The sequence below is a fragment of the Priestia sp. FSL H7-0729 genome (assembly GCF_038005685.1).
Lineage (GTDB): Bacteria > Bacillota > Bacilli > Paenibacillales > Paenibacillaceae > Paenibacillus.
Genome location: NZ_JBBOTQ010000005.1, coordinates 338300 through 358036 on the forward strand (window position 1 = coordinate 338300; position 19737 = coordinate 358036).

The 19737-nt window shown below is 44.8% G+C and carries 18 protein-coding genes; 12 read left to right on the forward strand and 6 right to left on the reverse strand.

Going from position 1 to position 19737, the window contains the following annotated elements; translation table 11 throughout:
• Nucleotides 1-133: 133 nt before the first annotated feature.
• Nucleotides 134-709: an imm11 family protein gene (locus tag MHH93_RS14730; RefSeq protein ID WP_500054643.1), complete on the forward strand. Its 576-nt coding sequence runs from the start codon at nt 134-136 to the stop codon at nt 707-709.
• A 167-nt stretch (nt 710-876) separates the two neighbouring features.
• Here MHH93_RS14730 and MHH93_RS14735 read toward each other — a convergent pair whose 3' ends face one another.
• The gene (locus MHH93_RS14735) at nt 877-1455 is read right to left on the reverse strand and encodes a TetR/AcrR family transcriptional regulator (RefSeq protein ID WP_500054644.1); all 579 of its coding nucleotides are present in this window, start codon (nt 1453-1455) and stop codon (nt 877-879) included.
• A 134-nt stretch (nt 1456-1589) separates the two neighbouring features.
• Here MHH93_RS14735 and MHH93_RS14740 point away from each other — a divergent pair, with 134 nt between their 5' ends.
• The gene (locus tag MHH93_RS14740) at nt 1590-2492 is read left to right on the forward strand and encodes a CPBP family intramembrane glutamic endopeptidase (protein WP_500054645.1); all 903 of its coding nucleotides are present in this window, start codon (nt 1590-1592) and stop codon (nt 2490-2492) included.
• A gap of 227 nt (nt 2493-2719) precedes the next feature.
• On the opposite strand, the gene MHH93_RS14745 is transcribed toward MHH93_RS14740, so the two are convergent.
• Complete coding sequence (locus tag MHH93_RS14745; protein ID WP_500054646.1) at nt 2720-3097, reverse strand: hypothetical protein; 378 nt, start codon at nt 3095-3097, stop codon at nt 2720-2722.
• Between the two features lie 384 nt (nt 3098-3481).
• Between MHH93_RS14745 and MHH93_RS14750 the strand changes: the two genes are divergently transcribed.
• Nucleotides 3482-5041 (forward strand): acetamidase/formamidase family protein, encoded by a 1560-nt coding sequence (locus MHH93_RS14750; RefSeq protein ID WP_500054647.1) that lies wholly within the window; start codon nt 3482-3484, stop codon nt 5039-5041.
• A 132-nt stretch (nt 5042-5173) separates the two neighbouring features.
• Here the strand turns inward: MHH93_RS14750 and MHH93_RS14755 are convergent, their stop codons facing one another.
• Nucleotides 5174-6028, reverse strand: a complete 855-nt coding sequence (locus tag MHH93_RS14755; protein WP_500054648.1) for a sulfurtransferase — start codon at nt 6026-6028, stop codon at nt 5174-5176.
• Nucleotides 6029-6127: 99 nt separating this feature from the next.
• Nucleotides 6128-7072 (reverse strand): DMT family transporter, encoded by a 945-nt coding sequence (locus MHH93_RS14760; protein WP_500054649.1) that lies wholly within the window; start codon nt 7070-7072, stop codon nt 6128-6130.
• A 228-nt stretch (nt 7073-7300) separates the two neighbouring features.
• On the opposite strand from MHH93_RS14760, the gene MHH93_RS14765 reads away from it, so the two are divergent.
• From MHH93_RS14765 to MHH93_RS14775, 3 genes are all read left to right on the forward strand, one after another.
• Nucleotides 7301-8203 carry a polysaccharide deacetylase family protein gene (locus MHH93_RS14765; protein ID WP_500054650.1) on the forward strand — a complete coding sequence of 301 codons (903 nt, stop codon included), beginning with the start codon at nt 7301-7303 and terminating at the stop codon, nt 8201-8203.
• 37 nt (nt 8204-8240) lie between these two features.
• On the forward strand, nt 8241-8894 hold the full coding sequence (locus MHH93_RS14770; protein ID WP_500054651.1) for a YkyA family protein: 654 nt from the start codon (nt 8241-8243) through the stop codon (nt 8892-8894).
• A 142-nt stretch (nt 8895-9036) separates the two neighbouring features.
• Nucleotides 9037-9927 (forward strand): DUF8580 domain-containing lipoprotein, encoded by an 891-nt coding sequence (locus MHH93_RS14775; RefSeq protein WP_500054652.1) that lies wholly within the window; start codon nt 9037-9039, stop codon nt 9925-9927.
• 209 nt (nt 9928-10136) lie between these two features.
• On the opposite strand, the gene MHH93_RS14780 is transcribed toward MHH93_RS14775, so the two are convergent.
• Nucleotides 10137-11309, reverse strand: coding sequence for a mannitol-1-phosphate 5-dehydrogenase (locus MHH93_RS14780; protein ID WP_500054653.1), 1173 nt, complete (start codon nt 11307-11309; stop codon nt 10137-10139).
• Nucleotides 11310-11356: 47 nt separating this feature from the next.
• Nucleotides 11357-12025 carry an HAD family hydrolase gene (locus tag MHH93_RS14785; RefSeq protein WP_253439552.1) on the reverse strand — a complete coding sequence of 223 codons (669 nt, stop codon included), beginning with the start codon at nt 12023-12025 and terminating at the stop codon, nt 11357-11359.
• 502 nt (nt 12026-12527) lie between these two features.
• Between MHH93_RS14785 and MHH93_RS14790 the strand changes: the two genes are divergently transcribed.
• The 6 genes from MHH93_RS14790 to MHH93_RS14815 all read left to right on the forward strand — a co-directional run bounded on the left by MHH93_RS14790 (nt 12528) and on the right by MHH93_RS14815 (nt 19717).
• Entirely contained in the window at nt 12528-13454 is a 927-nt protein-coding gene (locus tag MHH93_RS14790) for an ADP-ribosylglycohydrolase family protein (RefSeq protein ID WP_500054654.1), read from the forward strand.
• A 26-nt stretch (nt 13455-13480) separates the two neighbouring features.
• On the forward strand, nt 13481-14728 hold the full coding sequence (locus tag MHH93_RS14795) for an MFS transporter (protein ID WP_500054655.1): 1248 nt from the start codon (nt 13481-13483) through the stop codon (nt 14726-14728).
• A 403-nt stretch (nt 14729-15131) separates the two neighbouring features.
• Nucleotides 15132-16079: an alpha/beta hydrolase gene (locus MHH93_RS14800; protein WP_500054656.1), complete on the forward strand. Its 948-nt coding sequence runs from the start codon at nt 15132-15134 to the stop codon at nt 16077-16079.
• A gap of 241 nt (nt 16080-16320) precedes the next feature.
• Nucleotides 16321-16503, forward strand: coding sequence for a hypothetical protein (locus MHH93_RS14805; protein ID WP_249912092.1), 183 nt, complete (start codon nt 16321-16323; stop codon nt 16501-16503).
• Nucleotides 16504-16633: 130 nt separating this feature from the next.
• Entirely contained in the window at nt 16634-17332 is a 699-nt protein-coding gene (gene sigK, locus MHH93_RS14810) for an RNA polymerase sporulation sigma factor SigK (protein WP_090915017.1), read from the forward strand.
• Nucleotides 17333-18361: 1029 nt separating this feature from the next.
• The gene (locus tag MHH93_RS14815; RefSeq protein WP_500054657.1) at nt 18362-19717 is read left to right on the forward strand and encodes an amino acid permease; all 1356 of its coding nucleotides are present in this window, start codon (nt 18362-18364) and stop codon (nt 19715-19717) included.
• Nucleotides 19718-19737: the final 20 nt, after the last annotated feature.

A 19737-nucleotide genomic window follows, 5' to 3' on the forward strand; every position in this document is an offset into this window, starting at 1 on the left:
TATGCAAGTTGACTCTTTGTTGACATCAATTAAGACACTTGGATTTTTTTGTATTCCCTCCTAATCGAAACTTAAACCTCTTAAACAGTACAATGGATGAAAAGCACTTCATTCGGAAAGGAGACATCGTTCTTTGAAATACTATTTTCTGGAATCTCAATATCCACGCAGAGGGTTTATTAGTGGTGGAACGATTTTTACTCCCCAATTAGATATGAATTATGTGGCGGTAGAGAATCCATTGCCAGAGGGGACGACTGCAGAGGTTGAGTTAGTGCCTTCGGTGCGCAACCTGAATGTAGATTATTTTGAGACGATCACAGGAACAAGACATGTATCAGATCGTTTTAAAAAGCTGTTGGAGGAAACGAATACAAACACACAGTTTATTCCGACAACGGTATGTTACCATGACGGTCGTACGGTGGAAGAAACCTATTGGACTGCACATCAGCTTGATCGTCTGGATGTTTTCGATTATGAACGTTCGGAATATGGGCGCAAAGCGGTCATTGCTGCATCTGTACAACAGCCTCCACGTAAGATCGTCAAAGTTGTATCTCGGATCTGCCTTCATGAAGAGCGAATTGGCGAACATGAATTTTTTATGCTGGATTATATCAATATATTCAAACCCATCGTTTCAAAAGATTTTTACGAAGTATGCCAAAAACATAAGCTAAATCTGAACGTGACAGAAGTGGGCTAATGTAAGTATCTAGAATGTACATGAATATAATGAAAGCACAGAGAAGCCCGCGCAGGACGTGGGCTCTTTGGTCTTTATTTTTCCCCGATCTTCACCGGATTCGCCTGTGTACTCTGCTTGGAACGTGCCAGCTGACATAACTCCCCGTTTACGCGTCAGGTATTCCTCTAACGTATAATCCAATAGATGTAGTCTTGTATCATTTCTTTGCTTCGTGTTCGATTTATCTTATGCGGCTCTAGATACAAATTGAGAGCCATCCCATTCATAAAGGCATACAGCTTTTCGTGTTCCTTCTCTTCATCGGTAGTGCGCAGAAGACCTTCATTTTTTAAGTACATAATGCAATTCCTGATTGCACTCTGCAGGTCCTCATAATTGGCATCGAACCCTTTTTGCGTCTTTCCATAGGTTACAAATGCAAACCAAACCTCCATTTCCAATAATGTTTGTTCATCCGTAGGTACTAGCTCGAGCAAGTATTCAACAATTCTTTCTTGAGGCGCTAGTTTTTTTGCATTCAGATTCCTTAGCCGAGTAAGTACCTTTTCTTTAACTAACTCCATTGCAAATGCTAGCAGGCTCTCTTGTTTGGGAAAATAATGTCTTAAGGCTCCTTGTGATAATCCGGCTTCCTTCGCAATTGTTCTTGACGTTGCATGATGAATGCCTTGCTCACTAATGATTTTCCAAGTTGCTTCAGCAATAATATTCTTCATCTTCTCATGGTCCACGATTTTTGGCATACACACAGAATATCATATTATTTAACTCAACTGAAATAAATAGACGATGAAGATGAGATGTGCTAGAGTTTATTTAACTCAATTGAATTAAAAAAGAAGCGAAGGCGACATAGCACTCAAGGAGGGGAATTGGAATGAATCAGCAATTCAAAGTAATGTTTCCAGCATGGGGAAAGGCAATCGGCTTATTATGCATGATCATGATATTTGCTGCTGAATTGTGGTTAGTGTGGACCGGAAACTTGAATATAAGGTACACGGCTGATCGTGAGGAAGTGATTCCAATATGGCATAGTATGTTGCCGGCATTCCTTAGCATTGTTCTAATCCGTATTATTCCTTATAAAAGTCAAGATCTCTTTTATTTCAAGCAAATGGAGAAAAAGCACTTGGTCGTTCAATCCATTGTATTATTGCTGTCAGGCGTTTTATTTACGGTTTCTCTGATAACGATAGACCCGCAAGGATTACATTTCCAGCTATATTATTTGACGTTCAAGTTGACGACATTATTGTTAATCCCATTGATTTTATTACTGATTTATCGAAAAATGACTGGCGGACAGCAAGATAATATCTCTGCAAAGCCTCGCACCCACAGACACGTCATCGCACCACTAATCGTTATTGTGGTGTGGGGTTATCTAAAGTTCTATTCTCCAATTGCACAACCAGAAGGAGCAATTGTAGGAACCGATACGACAGAATTACTTCTCTTGGTGTTGATTGGTTTTGTGATCAATAGCGTATTGGAGGAAGTTTTTTATCGAGTATGGATGCAAACCCGATTGGAGGCGTTGCTTGGAAGATGGCCCGCCATACTACTAGTTTCAATACTATGGTCCATTTGGCATATCGCCATTCAAGGAAATGGTCAGTGGGATATAGATGTGGCAACAGTGATTGCAAATCATGGGGTTACGGGTCTGTTTCTTGGTTATATGTGGGCCCGCTATCGTAAAATATGGGTGATTATTCTGATTCATGGACTCATGAATGCTTCTCCTCATTTTCTTTTGCAGATCCTGTTTCATTAGAGGTAAGGAACTGGTCTACATCTGGGAGAATGGTGAATGGGTAGGTATTTTAAAACGTGGCTGATTCGCATCCTGCCCAACGAATGTAATCAGGTGCTGCGTATGCGCAAAAGAAACGTTGTTATGGCGGAGTTGCCTAAGTAGACAGAGACGAGTGGAAGACTATGAAAAATTATATTGAAGAGCTGGAAATAAAGATTCCCCTGAAATAAAGTGAACTACGATTGTTAGTGATCAGCAGCACCTGAAGCCTCTCTCCAGTCCTCAGGAACATCTTCGGAATAAAACCAGAAGCGAAGCAGTCGCCGCTCAGGATTTTGAAGGAATTCAACAGAACAGTCAATTGAGCATATGGACAGATCAGGCGTAAGCGGTGGTGACCACTGCTGTAATGCTTCAGTCCATTCTGCTACTAGTTGCTTAGCAGCTTCTACAGCGAGGATCAGATGAAGTGCATACTCTGAACCAATCAGTCTTTCTACAATGGTCTCCTGCTGCTTAAAGTCTGGGGCAGACAGAAATGCTGGAACATCTTTGCGATCGATATTAAAGATGCTGCTTGGAAATTGCAAATTCGAATGTATTCCATGATATGACTCCGTCATCGTTGTTCACCTCTTCTTCATGGATCGAGGGGTATCCCTCAATAAGTTTAGCAGGTCCAAACCCTTTTTTACCACGTTTAATAGATAACAAAATAAGGGCAACCACCGCATTCCCCTCATAACGGATCTAGTCGCTCCAACTTGCTTCATTTTGTTTGTTCAAATCTCTGAAGAATGTTCATCAAGTTTAGGAAATATATTTAAGTTTTACATGCTTTTATATGTTAGATATATTAACGTTGTTTTATATTTTTATAAGTTTATTCTTGAATTCTAGCCTTTTATTGTTATGTTTTCTAACAAAAATGATATTGTTGTAAATGTATTTTTATGTTAGTGTTTATTTGTGTTAGATAACATTACATAGTAAAGAGGGGGAGCATTATGTTTATTAACCGAACGATTAGGAAATTTGGGGTTTCAGTAGGGATTTTAAGTATGTTTACATTTGCTCTACCTTCCGTGGGCTTTAGTATGCCACTGCAACCAACAACCCTTGAGAAGGTTGAAGGTGATTATTATGTAACGTCTGCGATTGAGAACATTCGCTGGGGATCACTGCCTAATCGAGACAGCTCTCCGATTCTTACTGTACCCTCAGGAAGTGCTGTAACATTTGATACGGTATCGCATGAGGGACTTATGGAGGATCAAGGGAGAAATCCAGGAGAGTACTTCGGCAAATTTGGTATCTCATCCGATGGCGTGTTGGATGATGCGAAGGCAATTGCAGCTTCTGGGGTTAAGCATGATTTTGTAAAAGACGGACCTCATATTATCACTGGGCCAGTAGCGGTTGAGGGAGCAGAGCCGGGTGATGTTCTTAAAGTAGAAGTCCTTTCGTTGCAAACGCGAGTTCCATATGGTGTCATTTCTAACCGCCATGGCAAAGGTGCCCTTCCTAACGAATTTCCAGAAAACACAGGCCCACAAGAGGGAGCTAGCGCAACAAAACCGGAATTATATAATAATGTATCTATATTTACGCCGATAGAAGAAATCAACGGTAACTGGTATGGGGTATTACCAACAAAAGCTGGCAAAAATGTACGTTTCCCCATTAACCCGTTTCTAGGTGTGATGGGGGTTGCACCAAATACTAGCGAGGTTGTGAGTTCCATTCCACCTATTGAAACAGGAGGCAATATGGATATTAATGAGTTGGGTGTTGGTGCAACTATTTATTATCCGATCCAAGTTAAAGGCGGGCTATTCTATACTGGAGATCCGCACTTTGCTCAAGGGGATGGAGAAGTAGCGTTAACTGCATTGGAAGCTTCCTTGAGGGGAACAGTTCGGTTAACGGTATTAAAGAAAGGTGATCCATCACTACCACACAGCGGAGAATTCACGCAACCCTTTGCTGAAACGGAGGATTATTGGATTCCAATTGGACTGGACCCTGATCTGGATGAAGCTATGAAAGAATCAGTACGTGAATCGATTCAATTCTTATCCGATAAGCTTGATATGGATAGAAGTGTAGCTTATGCGTACCTGTCAGCCGCAACGGATTACGAAGTATCTCAGGTCGTGGACCGAACAAAAGGCGTTCATGGACTCATTCGAAAGACCGATTTCCTTGAATATGTTGACGTTGCCATGAATGTAGGGGGTACGACAATCAAACCGGTTGTTCATAATGATGAGTTCTACGTACCGATTCGAACCATTTCGGAACTATTGGGCGGCACAGTAAAATGGGATCATAAGACGCGTACCACGCAAATCAAATTAGGTACGAAAAATATAAGTGCTCAAATTGGTTCAGATGTGTATTCAATCAACGATAAACTGGTGTTTAATAGTAACGTACCAAAGCTTTTAAATGGGGAAACCGTAGTTCCGGTTACTGTTGTTAATGAAATACTCGGTGCTTATGTTAACTGGACGACGATCGACAAGACGTTAACGGCAAATGTATCTTTAAGTAAAAAGCAATAATAGATTTCATTATTCAACCGTGGTGGACGGACGTCCATCACGGTTTTTTCTGTTATCATGAATTCAAATATAGAAAAATACATCACCGGGACAGATAAGCCACCTGGCGATGTATTCAACATCGATATACTGCTATACGTCTTTGTCCGCTTCCGCATTACCTGTAGCCACCGGATTCTCCTCATAACTAATCCAGTCACTCCAGCTTCCGGAATACAACTTCACATTTGTATATCCCGCTTCTTCCAGCGCAATCACGTTCGGGCAAGCCGAGACGCCAGAACCACAGTACACGATGATCGCCCCATCCTTGTCCAACTTACTGAAACGCTCTTCTAACACCTCAGTACCTGTCCAACGTCCATCCCAATCCAACACATCTTTCCAAAAATAGTTCAACGCACCCGGTATATGTCCGGCCTTGGCATCAATCGGTTCCTCCAACCCCGCATAACGGCGGGCATCGCGAGAATCGATCAAGACAGCGCTGCTAGTTACCGAGGCTTGTTGCGCATCTTGCACACTTGCCAGCATCTGCGGCTGTACGTTCACCTCAAAGGAAGACGGGATTTGAACTGGCACATCCTGAGTCACCGGGAATTTGGCATTTTGCCAAGCGGAGAAGCCTTCGTCCATGATGTACACCTGTTCATGACCGATATAGCGAAGCAGCCACCACAACCGTGAAGCATTCATGCCGCCTTGATCGTCATAAGCAACAATTCGACTATTGGAGCCAATCCCCGCTTTGGCGAGACGATTGGCGAGTACAGCCGGATCAGGAAGCGGGTGACGTCCTCCATGCGTAGATACAGGAGAAGACAGGTCTTTTTCCAAATCGAGATAGACAGCTCCTGGAATATGTCCAGCTTCATAGGCTTGTCGTCCAGCCTTCGGCTGACCGAGCAAGAATCGGCAATCGGCAATGACCACATCCGGTTCATACATTCTGGCGAGCAGCCAGCGCATGGATACAATATTTTTCATGAAAACACACCGCCTTATATGTAGTGGGATGGATTCAACCGGAATCTGCGTGGTGCAGGTCCCAGTTGTTTTTTACAAAAATCCTAATACAAACGCAAGTTACACCACTGTAGGTTCAACAGGCCCTTTACCAGCGATAGGAGCATCGGTGGGAATAGGTTGAGGTTTGGTTTTGCCATATCGAATGAAGATCCATACCCCGAATATAATGACGACCCCGGCAGACATCTGTACTGCACTGAGGGATTCACCGAGCAGCATCCAGGCCAGTAATGAAGAGAATACGGGTTCTCCAAGTACACCCATGGATACCGTCGTGGCATTCATATATTGAAGCAACCAGTTGAAGAGATAATGTCCGAAGATCGTTGGCACAATGGCGAGCAGTAGGAAGATCCCCCACTCTGACGCAGCGTAACCCCCAAATGGGTGGCCCATAATCAGATTATATACCGCCAGCGTACAAGCAGCGACAAAAAATACCCAGAAGTTATACGAAAATGCACTTAGTCCCGCTCGTAAAAATTGACCCAGTAGCATATGGACAGCGACGGCAATTGTGCCAAGTAAAGACAGGATATCCCCTTGCAGGGCAGTACCAGCCAACTGGAAATCTCCTGCACCAATGACAATCGAACCAAGCAGGGCGATACCCATGCCTATGATCATCATCCGGTTAATTTTGGCTTTGAACAGCCATACCGAACCTGCAAGAATCAGGATAGGCTCCAGCGCAAGAATAACGGTGGAACTGGCAACACTGGTGAGCCGAAGCGAACCCATCCAGAGCAGGAAATGAAGGGCCAACATCACACCGGATGCAAGCAGCAATCCCCACTGTCGTGCATTCAGACGCATCATCTCGTGTCTATATTTCCAGACAAAAGGGAGCATCAGCAGGTTGGTCAGAAAAAGACGGTACATGGCAATGACCGCAACGTCTGCGGTAGACCAGCGTACAAAGATCGAAGAGAAAGAAATCGCGATAATGCCGACAAAGAATAACAGATAGATGGATCTGCCGGCACGGTTCAAGCTTGTCATGGGTGTAGCTCCTTCTTGAAGTCTGATGGCGTAAATCACTTCATTATACAGGAGAAGGTAACCGCAGGAAAGATATAGTGAACAAAGAGATAAGCAGATTGTAACCGGGCTTGTAACTATTCTGTCATTCTCCCGATCCATTTTTCTATTAATCTTCTATATAGAGACATGAAACGAGATAATATACCAATAATCGGGAATAAATGAAAGTAAGGAAGTGGCATGGCAGTGAGAGTCCAACAAGAGAGAGCGGGAGAACGTGGAAGTATTCCGCCTAGCACAAGTCGCAAGAAAACACATAAACGAAGAAAAATCCGGTATGGAAGGATTAGCATAGCTCTAATGCTTCTGGTATTGTTCGTTACCGGTGTAACCTATATATTCCTTGGTATGACGCATTGGATCAAAAGTGTTGTTGCGCCGCCTCCGATGACTGTAATCGAACAGCCCGCCAAGCTGGGTATGATACAAGTTACTCCGGATGCGAAGGAGGAGCCGGTACGGTTCCAGGGCCAGGTTCGCAAATTGGCATACATAACGTTTGATGATGGCCCAACGGAGTATACGGAACAATTGCTGGATATTTTGAAGCAACACGAAGCGAAGGCTACCTTTTTCATGATCGGACGACAGCTGAATCAGCATCCAGATGCAGTGAAACGGCTGTTGAAGGAAGGCAGTTATCCTGGACTTCATAGCATGACGCATAACTACAAAAAGCTGTATAAGAGCGGAAGTTCTGCAAACTTTGTGAAAGAGTTCAAAAAAGAGCAGAAGATGGTGCAAGACCTGATTGGTTTTACACCTCATCTGATTCGTGCACCTTATGGCAGCAGTCCACAGATCGGTGAGACGTTCAGAGGTGATATTGCTGCGGCCGGGTTCAAAATGTGGGACTGGACGACGGATTCACTGGATTGGAATCTTCCCGGTCAGCCGGACAAAATTGTAGCTCGCGTGAGCAAAAGTGTACATCGGGATAAAGAAGTGATACTGATGCATGAGCGGGAGCAGACGGTCCAGGCTCTGCCACGTATTCTGAAGCTGCTCGAAGATCGGGGTTACGAGTTCGAAGTATACGATCCAGATGCACACTGGGTAGCCAATTTTAGCGGAGATAGCCGCTTGTAATATAACAACAAGATGATGCAAGAGAGGAAGGGCTTGGGTGCTAACGAGTAAAAAAATAGCGCTTGCGGCAGTAAGCGTATTGTTAATTCTGCTGGCGAGTGGTTGTGGAGATCCGCAGGAGCCTGCGGCAAATCAGGTGAACCAATTGGTGCTCAGCGGTCAGCAGGTTGATCAGAGTTTGAAGACGCTGGCCAGTCATGAGCAGGAAGATATGAAGTTATACAAGTCCATTTTAGACAAAGGCAAGAACAAAAATAGTGATCTCGAAGCACTGCTGGATCAGGCGGCAGATCATATTCATGAACGAAGAACGTTGTTGAAACAGGCGGAAGAGGCCATGCAACAGACCGACGAGAAGACCGTGGCCCTGCGCAGCTCCCTTAAGGAACTATCCTTTGAAAAAGAAGAAACGTTGGCACAGGCTGAGAAGGTTTTGGATCAATATGAAGCAAGATCACGTGCATTGGAAAATTTTGTTGCATCGTATCAGCTGAGTCTGAGTGCCGATGAGCAGTTATATGATCTGATGAGAGAACGTGCAGAACCTAATCTGGTTAAGATCAAACGAGCCATTCGGGTACGCAATAGCGAATATGCGAAGCTTGCTGAATTCCGCAAGCAATTTAACCTTCAGACCAAGGCTTTTAACGGAGCCAATGCGAAACTGGTACAGATGGATCAGGCCAGCTGAGTAGAGGATCTGAGCAACCATTCAGACATTTTGCATGATTGAGCCGCCTGTCTCCCGTGTAAGTACTAGTATACAGCCAAGCCAATGGATGAGAAGCAACATGGACAAGCATCATTGCGTATAAGCTAACGGAGGTGTTCATATGCGAAAAGGAAATACAATGAAAGTCAGTGCATCACTCCTGGTTTTACTTATGGGATTCTCGCTGGTGGCCTGTGGGAACAGTAGTCCTGCTGCACAGCCAACTGTGAATAATACGGAAGAACAGTCAACAGCACCCGAGCAAAAGCCGAATGAAAGTGCTGTAATAGAAGCGGAAGGTATTCTCACCGGATGGGCTGATCCGCATACCGTTGAGATTCGAGTGAATGAGAAGCCGATGTCTTTCCAAGTGGGCGAAGATCTGCAGAAGTCTCTGGATGATATTGATGACGAAGATTCCGTTCGTTTCAAATATGTAGAGAAAACGATTGATGCAACAACAAAACAGTTGGTACTTACAGAGATTGCTAAGATGGAGTCGAGTGATGACAATAACGGTTCCAATGCAGGCGGTACAGTAACGTCTGATCGTCCGAAGACAGCAGAGCTGGAAGTGACGGCAGAAGGTATGACTGAGAAGCGACCAGTGACACTGGCACAAGCGAAAGGTTATTCGCTTTATGTGTTTGAACCGATGGTTTTTGACGCGGAAGACCATGAATTAACCATGAAGATTGATCCGGATTATGAGGTAGAGATTGAGAAACTGCCGGCGGATTACAATCTGGAAGTGCTGAAGATGGATGCCAAGGAAGAGTTGTCCGAGACCGGAGAAGTGAAGCAATTGACGGATGAACAACTCAGTAATGGGCCGATGAAGGATGCAAGATTGTACATGATGTCCCAGAATGATAAGAAGACAGAGTATTTTATTGTGAAAGAACTGGACGGCAATGGTTTCGTTTTCCATATTCATGCACCAATTAGTGAACCTTCGGAAGGTTTCCTGCCCATGGCATATGCATCCCTTAATTCCATCATGAATGAGTAGAAAAAAAGATTCCTTAAACAGCGTATTTCCTTGAGAGAGGAGATACGCTGTTTTTATTGAGGATTCCTATATTATCAAGTGTAACGTGCCTATGCACAGACAAAGAGCCGGAAGGAATGATGTCATGTCCATACATAGGTTCCTCCCGGCTTCTTCACCGTGTTTTTATTCAGTTTTCACAATAATCAGAATAGGACTGATAGGCATAATCAGGTTAGTATAGTTGATTCCTTACGCCCTCTGAGTTCTTGATAACGGGCAATTACATTCTGATGAACGGGATGTTCGTCGGGAATTCCCATGCGTTCACGGATGAAGGCGGAGACGCCATCTTCGCGAATCATGTGTTGTAGCTTCATGGCTTCCTCGTCGCGTTCGTCATTGAACAGCATTGCGGCCGCCATAGCAGAAGTTAAATGAGGAATTTCAATTCCGAATTCACTGGCCTGCAGCGCTGGGCGAACAAGCCGATCATGAGGCGAGAGCTTGCGAAGGGGAGAACGTCCGACCCGGGTGACCTGATCCGTCAGGTTGGGATTGGCGAAGCGCTCCAGTATGGTGTCAATATATTTGTTATGCTTCTGTGCGTTGAATCCATGTTTATGAATGAGCATCTCACCTGTCTCTTCCATAACATGGCGTACCTTGGCCCGAAGGGTGGAGTTGCTCATGACCTGGCGGATCGTCTTGAATCCTTCGAGATATCCGAAGTATGCGGCGACACAGTGGCCTGTATTTACCGTGAACATTTTACGCTCAATATAAGGTTCAAGCGAATCCACATAGTGGACGCCATCTATTTTCTTAAAACCATCCAGCAGTGCTGGACGATGAACGACCCATTCGTAAAAAGGTTCAACAGTGACCTGCAGCGGGTCCTTGTGGTTTTGAGCCGGAACGATCCGGTCCACAGCTGCATTGGGGAAAGAAACATAACGTTCGGCTTTATTACGGGTTGGTTCATCCAGGAATGGATAGATGCGTTTCTTCAGTCGGGTGCTGCCACCGATGGCATTCTCGCAAGCGATAATATGCAGTGGCGCCCGATTATTGTTTTTCATCCGAAGTTGAATGCCTTTGGCGATTGGTTCAGCGATATCTCCGAGTGCAGATACACCCACGGCAGTTGTGATCAGATCGGCTGAAGCGATCTCTTCAGCAACCAGATTCTGCTCATTTACGTTGATCGCCGTCACGTTGTTGACAATCGTTGTATCCTGTTCGCTATTGGCAAGTGTAATCGGGTATTCCTGTCTCTGTTGAAGCATGGAGATTTTCTTCGGGTTACGTGCGACAAAGCAGACTTCGTAGTCGGAAGCGGACAACATATGACCGATAAAACCGCGGCCTATATTGCCCGCACCAAAATGTACAGCTTTCATGTGTGAACTCCCCCTTTAAGGATTAAATCGCGAAATTCGTGCAGACCTTAGACGGTAGTGACGAGTGGCTTCGAGATCAAATCGTTAAATGCAAGGTCGGTCAAGCAAGACAGCCGTTGGTGAGGCATATCGAATTCCAGTGTTCCTGTGATGGTATTCGAGATGACTACGCAGTGCATACCAGCCGCAGCAGCTGCACGCGCGCCGTTAGGTGAATCCTCAATCGCTACGGCTTCGTCTGCAGTTACTCCAAGGGCTTCAAGTGCTTGATTGTAGAGTTCCGGGTCAGGCTTCACATTCGCAACATCATCTGCCGTACGGATGACTTCAAAATAATCTTTCAGTTTCAGTTGTTCCAGATGCTGTTCAACCCACTCCCGTTTGGAGCTGGATGCTACAGCGAGCTTCAATCCGGCTTCACGTGCTTGTTCAAGATATTCCTGAATACCAGGACGCACCTTCTCTTTGTTCATCAATGCAGCGTGCTGCAACTGAACGGACTCCCTGAACGCTTCCCGATCGATCGGAAGATTCAAATCTGTGATGAGGTACTCATATGGATTAAATGTTTTCAGACTGGTACCGATGCATTGTGAGTACATCTCCAGGGTTAAATCTACGCCGTGTTCCTTGTAAGCATCACGAAAAGCAATATACCATGCTGTCTCTGTATCAATAATCGTTCCGTCGAAATCAAACACCAGTGCCTTAATCATAAATTTGTTCCTCCTGTTTCAGAATTAGTTTGGGAATAAAACAAAATGAAAAATTTCTGCAAATTCATTCCCTTTATTCATTAACCTGCGGGATATTACTTGACGCAGTATACTGAAAATGAATATTAATTTGGGAAAAAATATGCGTTTATTGCTAATAAAACCGTAACATAGGACAAACCGAAGGGTCAAGCGCGTCATGATTGTTTACATTGAAAATTTTCACATGTATGATTTGTTTTCAGAAAAAGATGAACGTTGCAAACCGTTAACCCTTTTGAATGTAAGCGGTGTACTGAATCAACTGTTTTTACAGCACAAAAAAATAAAACTTTTTTTATGAAAATGTGAGGATATGGCCGTTCAACAGCTTTCGACACTTTTATAATAGAAGAAATAAAGCTTCATTGATTGAATTTTATTAGCTTTACGCCAGATCAGGCCCTGTGGGAGAATGGAAGAAAGATTCTGAAAGTATATGGACTAAGGGAGGAAGACAAACATGCTGCAAAAGGACCGTTTCAATGGCAGCTTCATCGGGCTTGCGGTGGGTGATGCGCTCGGAACTACCGTGGAATTTAGCAGCCCGGGCACATTTGAACCTGTGACGGATATGGTGGGAGGCGGCGTATTCGGGCTTGAGGCCGGGCAGTGGACAGATGATACATCCATGGCTCTATGTCTGGCAGAAAGTCTGGTACGCAATGAAAACTTCGATCCCGCGGATCAGATGCGCAGATATACCAATTGGTACAAGATCGGGTATATGAGCAGCACAGGCGACTGTTTTGACATCGGCGGGGCCACACGAAATGCGTTGGAGAGATTTGAATTAACTGGAGAAGCCTACAGCGGATCAACTGACCCGATGACAGCGGGCAATGGCTCTATTATGAGGCTTGCTCCTGTCGCGATGGCTTACGCCAATCAACCAAACGAGGCAGTCCGCTATGCCGGTTTGAGTTCTCGCACAACACATGCTGCAACAGAAAGTGTGGAGGCATGTGAAGTACTGGCTACCATAATCGTTGCTGGTCTGCGTGGAGCAGACAAAAACGTCATGCTGATGCCGGAGACCTGCCGACAATGGAGGGATGAGACTACATTTTCGCCCGCCATTGAAGAGGTTGTTAGGGGTTCCTATCAGAGTAAAGAGCCGCCCGAAATTAAGGGCAGTGGATACGTGGTTCGTTCACTTGAAGCAGCATTATGGGCATTCCATAAGTCGTCAAGCTTTGAAGAAGGCGCGTTGTTAGCTGTTAATCTGGGTGATGATGCGGATACTACGGGTGCGGTGTATGGGCAGATTGCAGGCGCTTATTATGGACTAAGTGGTATTCCTGCACACTGGCGGGACAAGCTGGCTATGCGTGAGACGTTCGAACAACTAACAGAAGCCTTGTGGTTGAAGGCGACAGAAAATCGTTGATTAAGAGACAGGAGAAGAGAACATCTATGAGCACGACTGGACACAAAACAGAATTAGAGGCTTCGCAGTCTGGTAAACGAGGGGCATTTCCATTATCTCTGTTATGCCTGACGATTGGAGCTTTTGCGATTGGTATGACTGAATTTATTATTATGGGCCTGCTGCCCAATGTGGCAACAGACTTGAATGTAAGCATTCCACAGGCCGGACAACTTATCACGGGATATGCCCTTGGTGTAGCGGTAGGTGCGCCGATCTTAACCGTGTTTACGCACAAGATTCCACAGAAAAAGCTGCTGGTGCTGCTGATGTGCATTTTCATTATCGGGAACGCCTTGTCTGTCATTGCTCCCACATACGGGTTGTTAATTTCAGCACGGATATTAACGGCATTTGCTCACGGTACGTTCCTCGGTGTAGGTTCAATCATGGCAACACGGCTCGTTGCACCCGAGAGAAGGGCAGGAGCGGTATCGGTTGTTCTCGCGGGGCTAACGATTGCCAACATCATAGGCGTTCCGTTTGGTACGTTTATCGGGCAACAGCTCGGGTGGCGGTCATCTTTTGGGGCAATTACGATCTTGGGCATCATTTCGTTGATTGGTATCATTCGGTTCATTCCCGTCCTCCCGCAAGGCGCACCAGCAAACCTCGGACAGCAATTCCGGAATTTGGTTCGTCCCCAAGTATTATTAATTCTGCTCGTAGGAGCAATGGGCTGCGGAAGTCTGTTTGCCGTGTTTACTTACATCACACCGATGCTTGTGGACATTAGCGGTTTTGCCGAGCAAAATGTGACCTGGATTCTGGTACTCTTCGGATTCGGTGTTACGTTGGGCAACATGGTTGGCGGCCGTCTCGCGGATTGGAAGCTAATGCCTTCGTTGATCGTCAACTTTGGAATCCTGGCTGTGCTTCTGGCTGCACTTACGCTTACCTTGGAGAATCCATATCTCGCGGTGATCACGATATTCTTATGGGGTGTTGCGGCCTTTGGTATTATGCCAGGATTGCAGATTCGAATCATGAATATGACCCGTGAAGCGCCGCTGCTGGCGACAACATCAAGTCACTCTGCATTTAACCTGGGGAATGCAGGTGGTGCCTATCTGGGTGGGTATGCAATTACCCATACGGGTCTTATATCCGTTCCTTTATATGCAGCAGTTATTGCTGGATTGGGTTTGCTAGGACTGCTCTTCAGTCTGTTCATGGAGCGTAAACATCATGGACCAGAGATTGCTCAGGTTGCAGACGCAGCGTCGGCAAACTGAACATAGAATACTTTCGCCTCAATTCTTCCGTTGAACACGGAGAGTTGAGGCTTTTTTATATCATGATGAGTACCGGAGCACGGAAGCAAATAGGGGGTCTGGTGGTGTGTAAAAGTATACTTTTTAAACTATAAGATATAGTTATTTAAGTTTTTTGATGATGTACAGGTCTTGTAAGGTGATATAATGAAGAGGCAATTGGGATTGTTTGTAAATTATGGATAGTAAATGTTGGCGTCCGTATTAGGAAAGGTGAAGAAAAGCAAAACGTATTCGTGCGTAGGAAGGAGGGACTTCACTCTGAAAATGTAAGGGCTTTCAATCAGGGTTTGTTTGTATCCGAAAGACCTGTGTTAAGGTTCGTACACGGTTTAAAATCATATTCCAAAGGAGATTGATATTGATGAAAAAAGGTCTGTCCAAGATTCTGAGTCTCTCCATCACAGCAGCACTCCTTGTACCCACGATGGCGTCTGCAGCCGATATGCAGGAAACTGTAGCTCCGACTCCTATTCAGGCGGTAATAGATCAGGGAGCGACCGGGACCATGGATAACTCGGGGCAAAATGCGCTTGCTAACACTCCGGTTGTGCCTGCACCACCAGGTTATGATGCCTATCGTAACAATATTCCGCACGGTAACACCAATCTGATCTCCTATTATTCCACAACGGTAGGCAATACACGGAAAGCGACGGTGTATACACCGCCAGGATATTCACAGAATAAAAAGTATAATGTCCTGTATCTCTTGCACGGCATCGGCGGTGATGAGCATGAGTGGGTTAACGCCATGAAACCGAAGAACATTCTTGACAACCTGTATTCTGAAGGCAAGCTGTCAGATATGATCGTTGTCATGCCGAATGGCCGTGCCATGAAGGACGATCGTCCAGTCGGTGACATCTTTGCTCCGGACAAAGTGGCTGCGTTTGAACGGTTTGAACAAGACCTGCTCAAGGATCTGATTCCTCATATCGAGGCCAATTATCCGGTGTACAAAGACAAGAATAGTCGTGCGCTGGCCGGTCTGTCCATGGGTGGTGGGCAGTCACTTAACTTCGGATTGAAAAATCTGAATACCTTCGCTTGGGTAGGGGCCTTCTCGGCTGCACCGAATACACAATCCGTATCCCAGCTGGTGTCCAATCCGGGACAAGTCGCTAGCCAACTCAAATTGTTGTGGATCTCCTGCGGATCGAGTGATGGTCTGTTATGGGTTAGCCAGAATTTTAAAAACGGCTTGAGCAGCATGAACATTCCGCATACGTTTTATCTGGATGTAGGTGGACACGAACCATCTGTCTGGAACAGCGGCTTGTATCAGTTCTCACAGCGAATCTTCAAGTAATTAACCGGTATTCCTAGGGATTTAGAGTTTAAAGGATATTTACTGGGATTCATATTGAATAAGCTGCAGCCTCAGTTCTGTTTCGTACAGAGCTGGGGTTTTAGTGTTTTTATGATGAATCAAGTCATTTGAATGGAGTGCATAGAGTATTATTAATTTTGTGGATGGGGTTAATGGGAGTGTAAAGATTGGTTTAATTTATTATTACATAGGTATAGGTACTGTGATGAAGGAGAGGAAAATGATGTTTTATTACAAAGGTGCGTTCCGTGAAACGGACAATGTGATCTATTTTAAAAGCGATGTTTCATTAGCCCAGAATGATGTTGTCCTATTTGGTGAAAAGAAGTATTTTATCGAAAGTGTGGAAAAAGAATTTCTCCTGCTCCAGCGGGTGGGCTCCATTGTCTCTGTGAGCTTGTGAAATCTTCGCAAGATCATTCTCTTTTTCGAGTGTACGTGCACTTCTGGGCCCCTGCCTACATACAATAGATCGACCCTGTTCCCACATGTGCTCAGGCCAGATCGTTGTAAAACTGCAGGAGGTGTCATCTGTGCCCGGATTGTTTACCGCAATTGCTCTATTCATTAAAGAGTTAACGTTACTCGTCTCGTATGTCAAAAATAATGCGTTCCCCCAGCCACTGGCTGAGGATGATGAAGCCAAACATTTACGCCTTATGGCTGAAGGCAATGCTCACTCCCGCAATCTGCTCATTGAACACAATCTGCGCCTCGTCGCGCATATCGTCAAGAAGTTCGACAATACGGGTGAAGATCAGGAAGACCTGATTTCCATCGGAACGATTGGTTTGATCAAAGCCATCGAAAGTTTTCAACAAGGCAAAGGCACGAAGCTTGCCACATTTGCAGCGAGATGTATTGAAAACGAGATACTTATGCACCTTCGTTCCCTGAAGAAAACACGCAAAGACGTATCCTTGCACGACCCTATTGGTACAGACAAAGAAGGCAATGAAATTACATTGATCGATATCCTTGGCACAGAAGCCGATGATGTCGTAGATCGGGTACAGCTCAAGATTGAAAAAAGCAAAATTTATCGCAATCTAGATATCCTGGATGATCGGGAGAAGGAAGTTGTCATCGGTCGATTTGGCTTGGAGGCAGGCGGGGAGGAACGAACTCAACGCGAAATTGCAAAGGAACTGGGTATCTCACGTTCTTATGTATCACGGATTGAGAAGCGGGCGTTAATGAAGCTGTATCATGAGTTTTATAAGCAAAAATAGTTGCTGGTTAGAAAGCGCTGTTCGTTAAAACGATGGTGCTTTCCGAACCCATTAATAGTAGCTGGATGAATGAAGATCGAAAATTTGATACACTGCGCTCTCTGAAATTGGTACGGACAAAGAGGGCAATGAAATTACACTGATCGATATCCTTGAGACAGATTGGATAAGTAAAGAAATAACTAAACAGACCAGAGGGCGCCTTTATCGGGGCCCTTTTAACTGTGAGGATGCTTGAAATTGGATCTAAATCGTATTTATTATTTGGGATTATAACCTAAATAAAGGAATTTATATCTGCGTTGAAGAATATCTTGTACATAGACCGATTTAATATATAAGGAGTACAACATAATGAAGCAGCTTTTTCTGAAAATTCCACTTTGGTTTTGGTTCATCTGGATCATAGGATTTATGATGATCGTGTTCAACTCGTTTCAATGGTATTCCAGTGTTATCAACTTTATTGCGTTAATCATGATTAATGTTGCTAATGCGATTCGAATTTGGAAAAATGATCGACCATTAGCGATTGCCTTCTTATTCGTTGCCGTTCTATGTTTGGTTTATATTTTAATATATTTCCTTAGGTATGTATGGTAAACATGTACATAACCAGGAACTGTCTCAAAAGGGATTCCGCCTCGCACAATTGCTAACGAACCTACCGCACCTTAAATAGCAGGTCATTAACGGTTGCAAGATTTAACGAACCTCAGTAACGCTATTTCGTCATAAGAGGGGTTCCGAACCTAAAAAATCCAGTAAATCGACGAAATAGCGTCTCTGTGATTCGTTAGATCTCAGATCTGGGCAAATGGAAGCGGATAGCGTGTGTCAGGTTCATTAAAATAAAATAACACAGCAAAGAGGATGTCACCCGTCATATCCATGACTTATGGGACATCCTTTTTGCTGTGCAAAAAAATATTATAAAGAGGGATATGTATTCTGGGCAGATTATTATATGATGATTAATATTATTTTTCATCGTAGAGAGCATGTGCAGAAAGAGAGTGGTGGTTTACCATGCAGGAAGAAACGTTAACAAGGGGTTTAAAAAACAGGCATGTGCAGCTGATGGCAATTGGTGGTGCGATTGGGACAGGTCTGTTTCTGGGAGCAGGCAAAACAATCCAACTGACAGGACCATCCATCTTGCTTGCCTACATTATTACGGGTGTTGTGTTGTTCCTGATCATGCGTGCATTGGGGGAGCTGCTCTTAAGCAACTTGCAGTATCATTCCTTTGTCGATTTTGTGCGTGATTACCTGGGAAATATGGCGGCATTTATTACAGGTTGGACCTATTGGTTCTGTTGGATATCCATTGCGATGGCTGATATTACGGCCGTTGGTTTATATACGCAATTTTGGTTTCCGAATGTACCTCAGTGGATGCCAGGGTTAATTGCGTTGGTCATTTTGCTAATCATGAACTTGGCGACAGTCAAGTTGTTTGGTGAGATGGAATTCTGGTTCGCCCTGATTAAAGTCGTGGCGATCTTGGCACTTATTGTTGTAGGTTTATATATGATTTTCAAAGGTTTTACCACCGATCAAGGTCCAGCGAGCTTCACCAATCTGTGGAGTCATGGGGGATGGTTCCCGAATGGACTGCATGGCTTCATCATATCGTTCCAGATGGTGGTATTCGCCTTTGTAGGCATGGAACTGGTGGGACTGACAGCAGGGGAAACGGAGAACCCGGAGAAGGTTATTCCGAGAGCGATTAACCAGATCCCTATTCGGGTCTTACTCTTCTATGTTGGCGCATTGCTGATTATTATGAGTATCTACCCGTGGAACGCTATAGTGCCTACTGAAAGTCCGTTTGTACAAGTGTTTGCAGCTGTAGGTATTGCGGCCGCCGCCGGAATTGTGAATTTCGTGGTACTGACGTCCGCAGCGTCGGCTTGTAACAGTGCCATTTTCAGTACAAGCCGTATGGTGTTCTCCATGGCAAAGGATCACAACGCACCTGAATCATTTGCAAGACTGAACAAGAGGAAAGTCCCTTCCAATGCGCTGTTGTTCTCCACGATTGTTATTCTGATCGCAATTGTGCTGAACTATATTATGCCAGAGGGCGTATTTACACTGATCACGAGTGTGTCGACGGTGTGCTTCATCTTTGTCTGGGGCATCATGGTGATCTGTCATCTTCGATATCGTCGTACTCAGCCGGAACTGGCGAGTCGCAGCCGCTTCAAACTGCCATTTTATCCGTTCTCGAACTACTTGATTTTGGCTTTTCTCGCGTTTGTGCTGGTCGTATTGGCATTGGCTGAAGACACACGAGTGGCCCTGTTTGTCACGCCGGTGTGGTTTATCCTGGTTGCAGGGATTTACCTCCTCAAAAAGAGAAATTTGAGCAGTAGCTGAGCGTAGAACTTGGCTTTGTT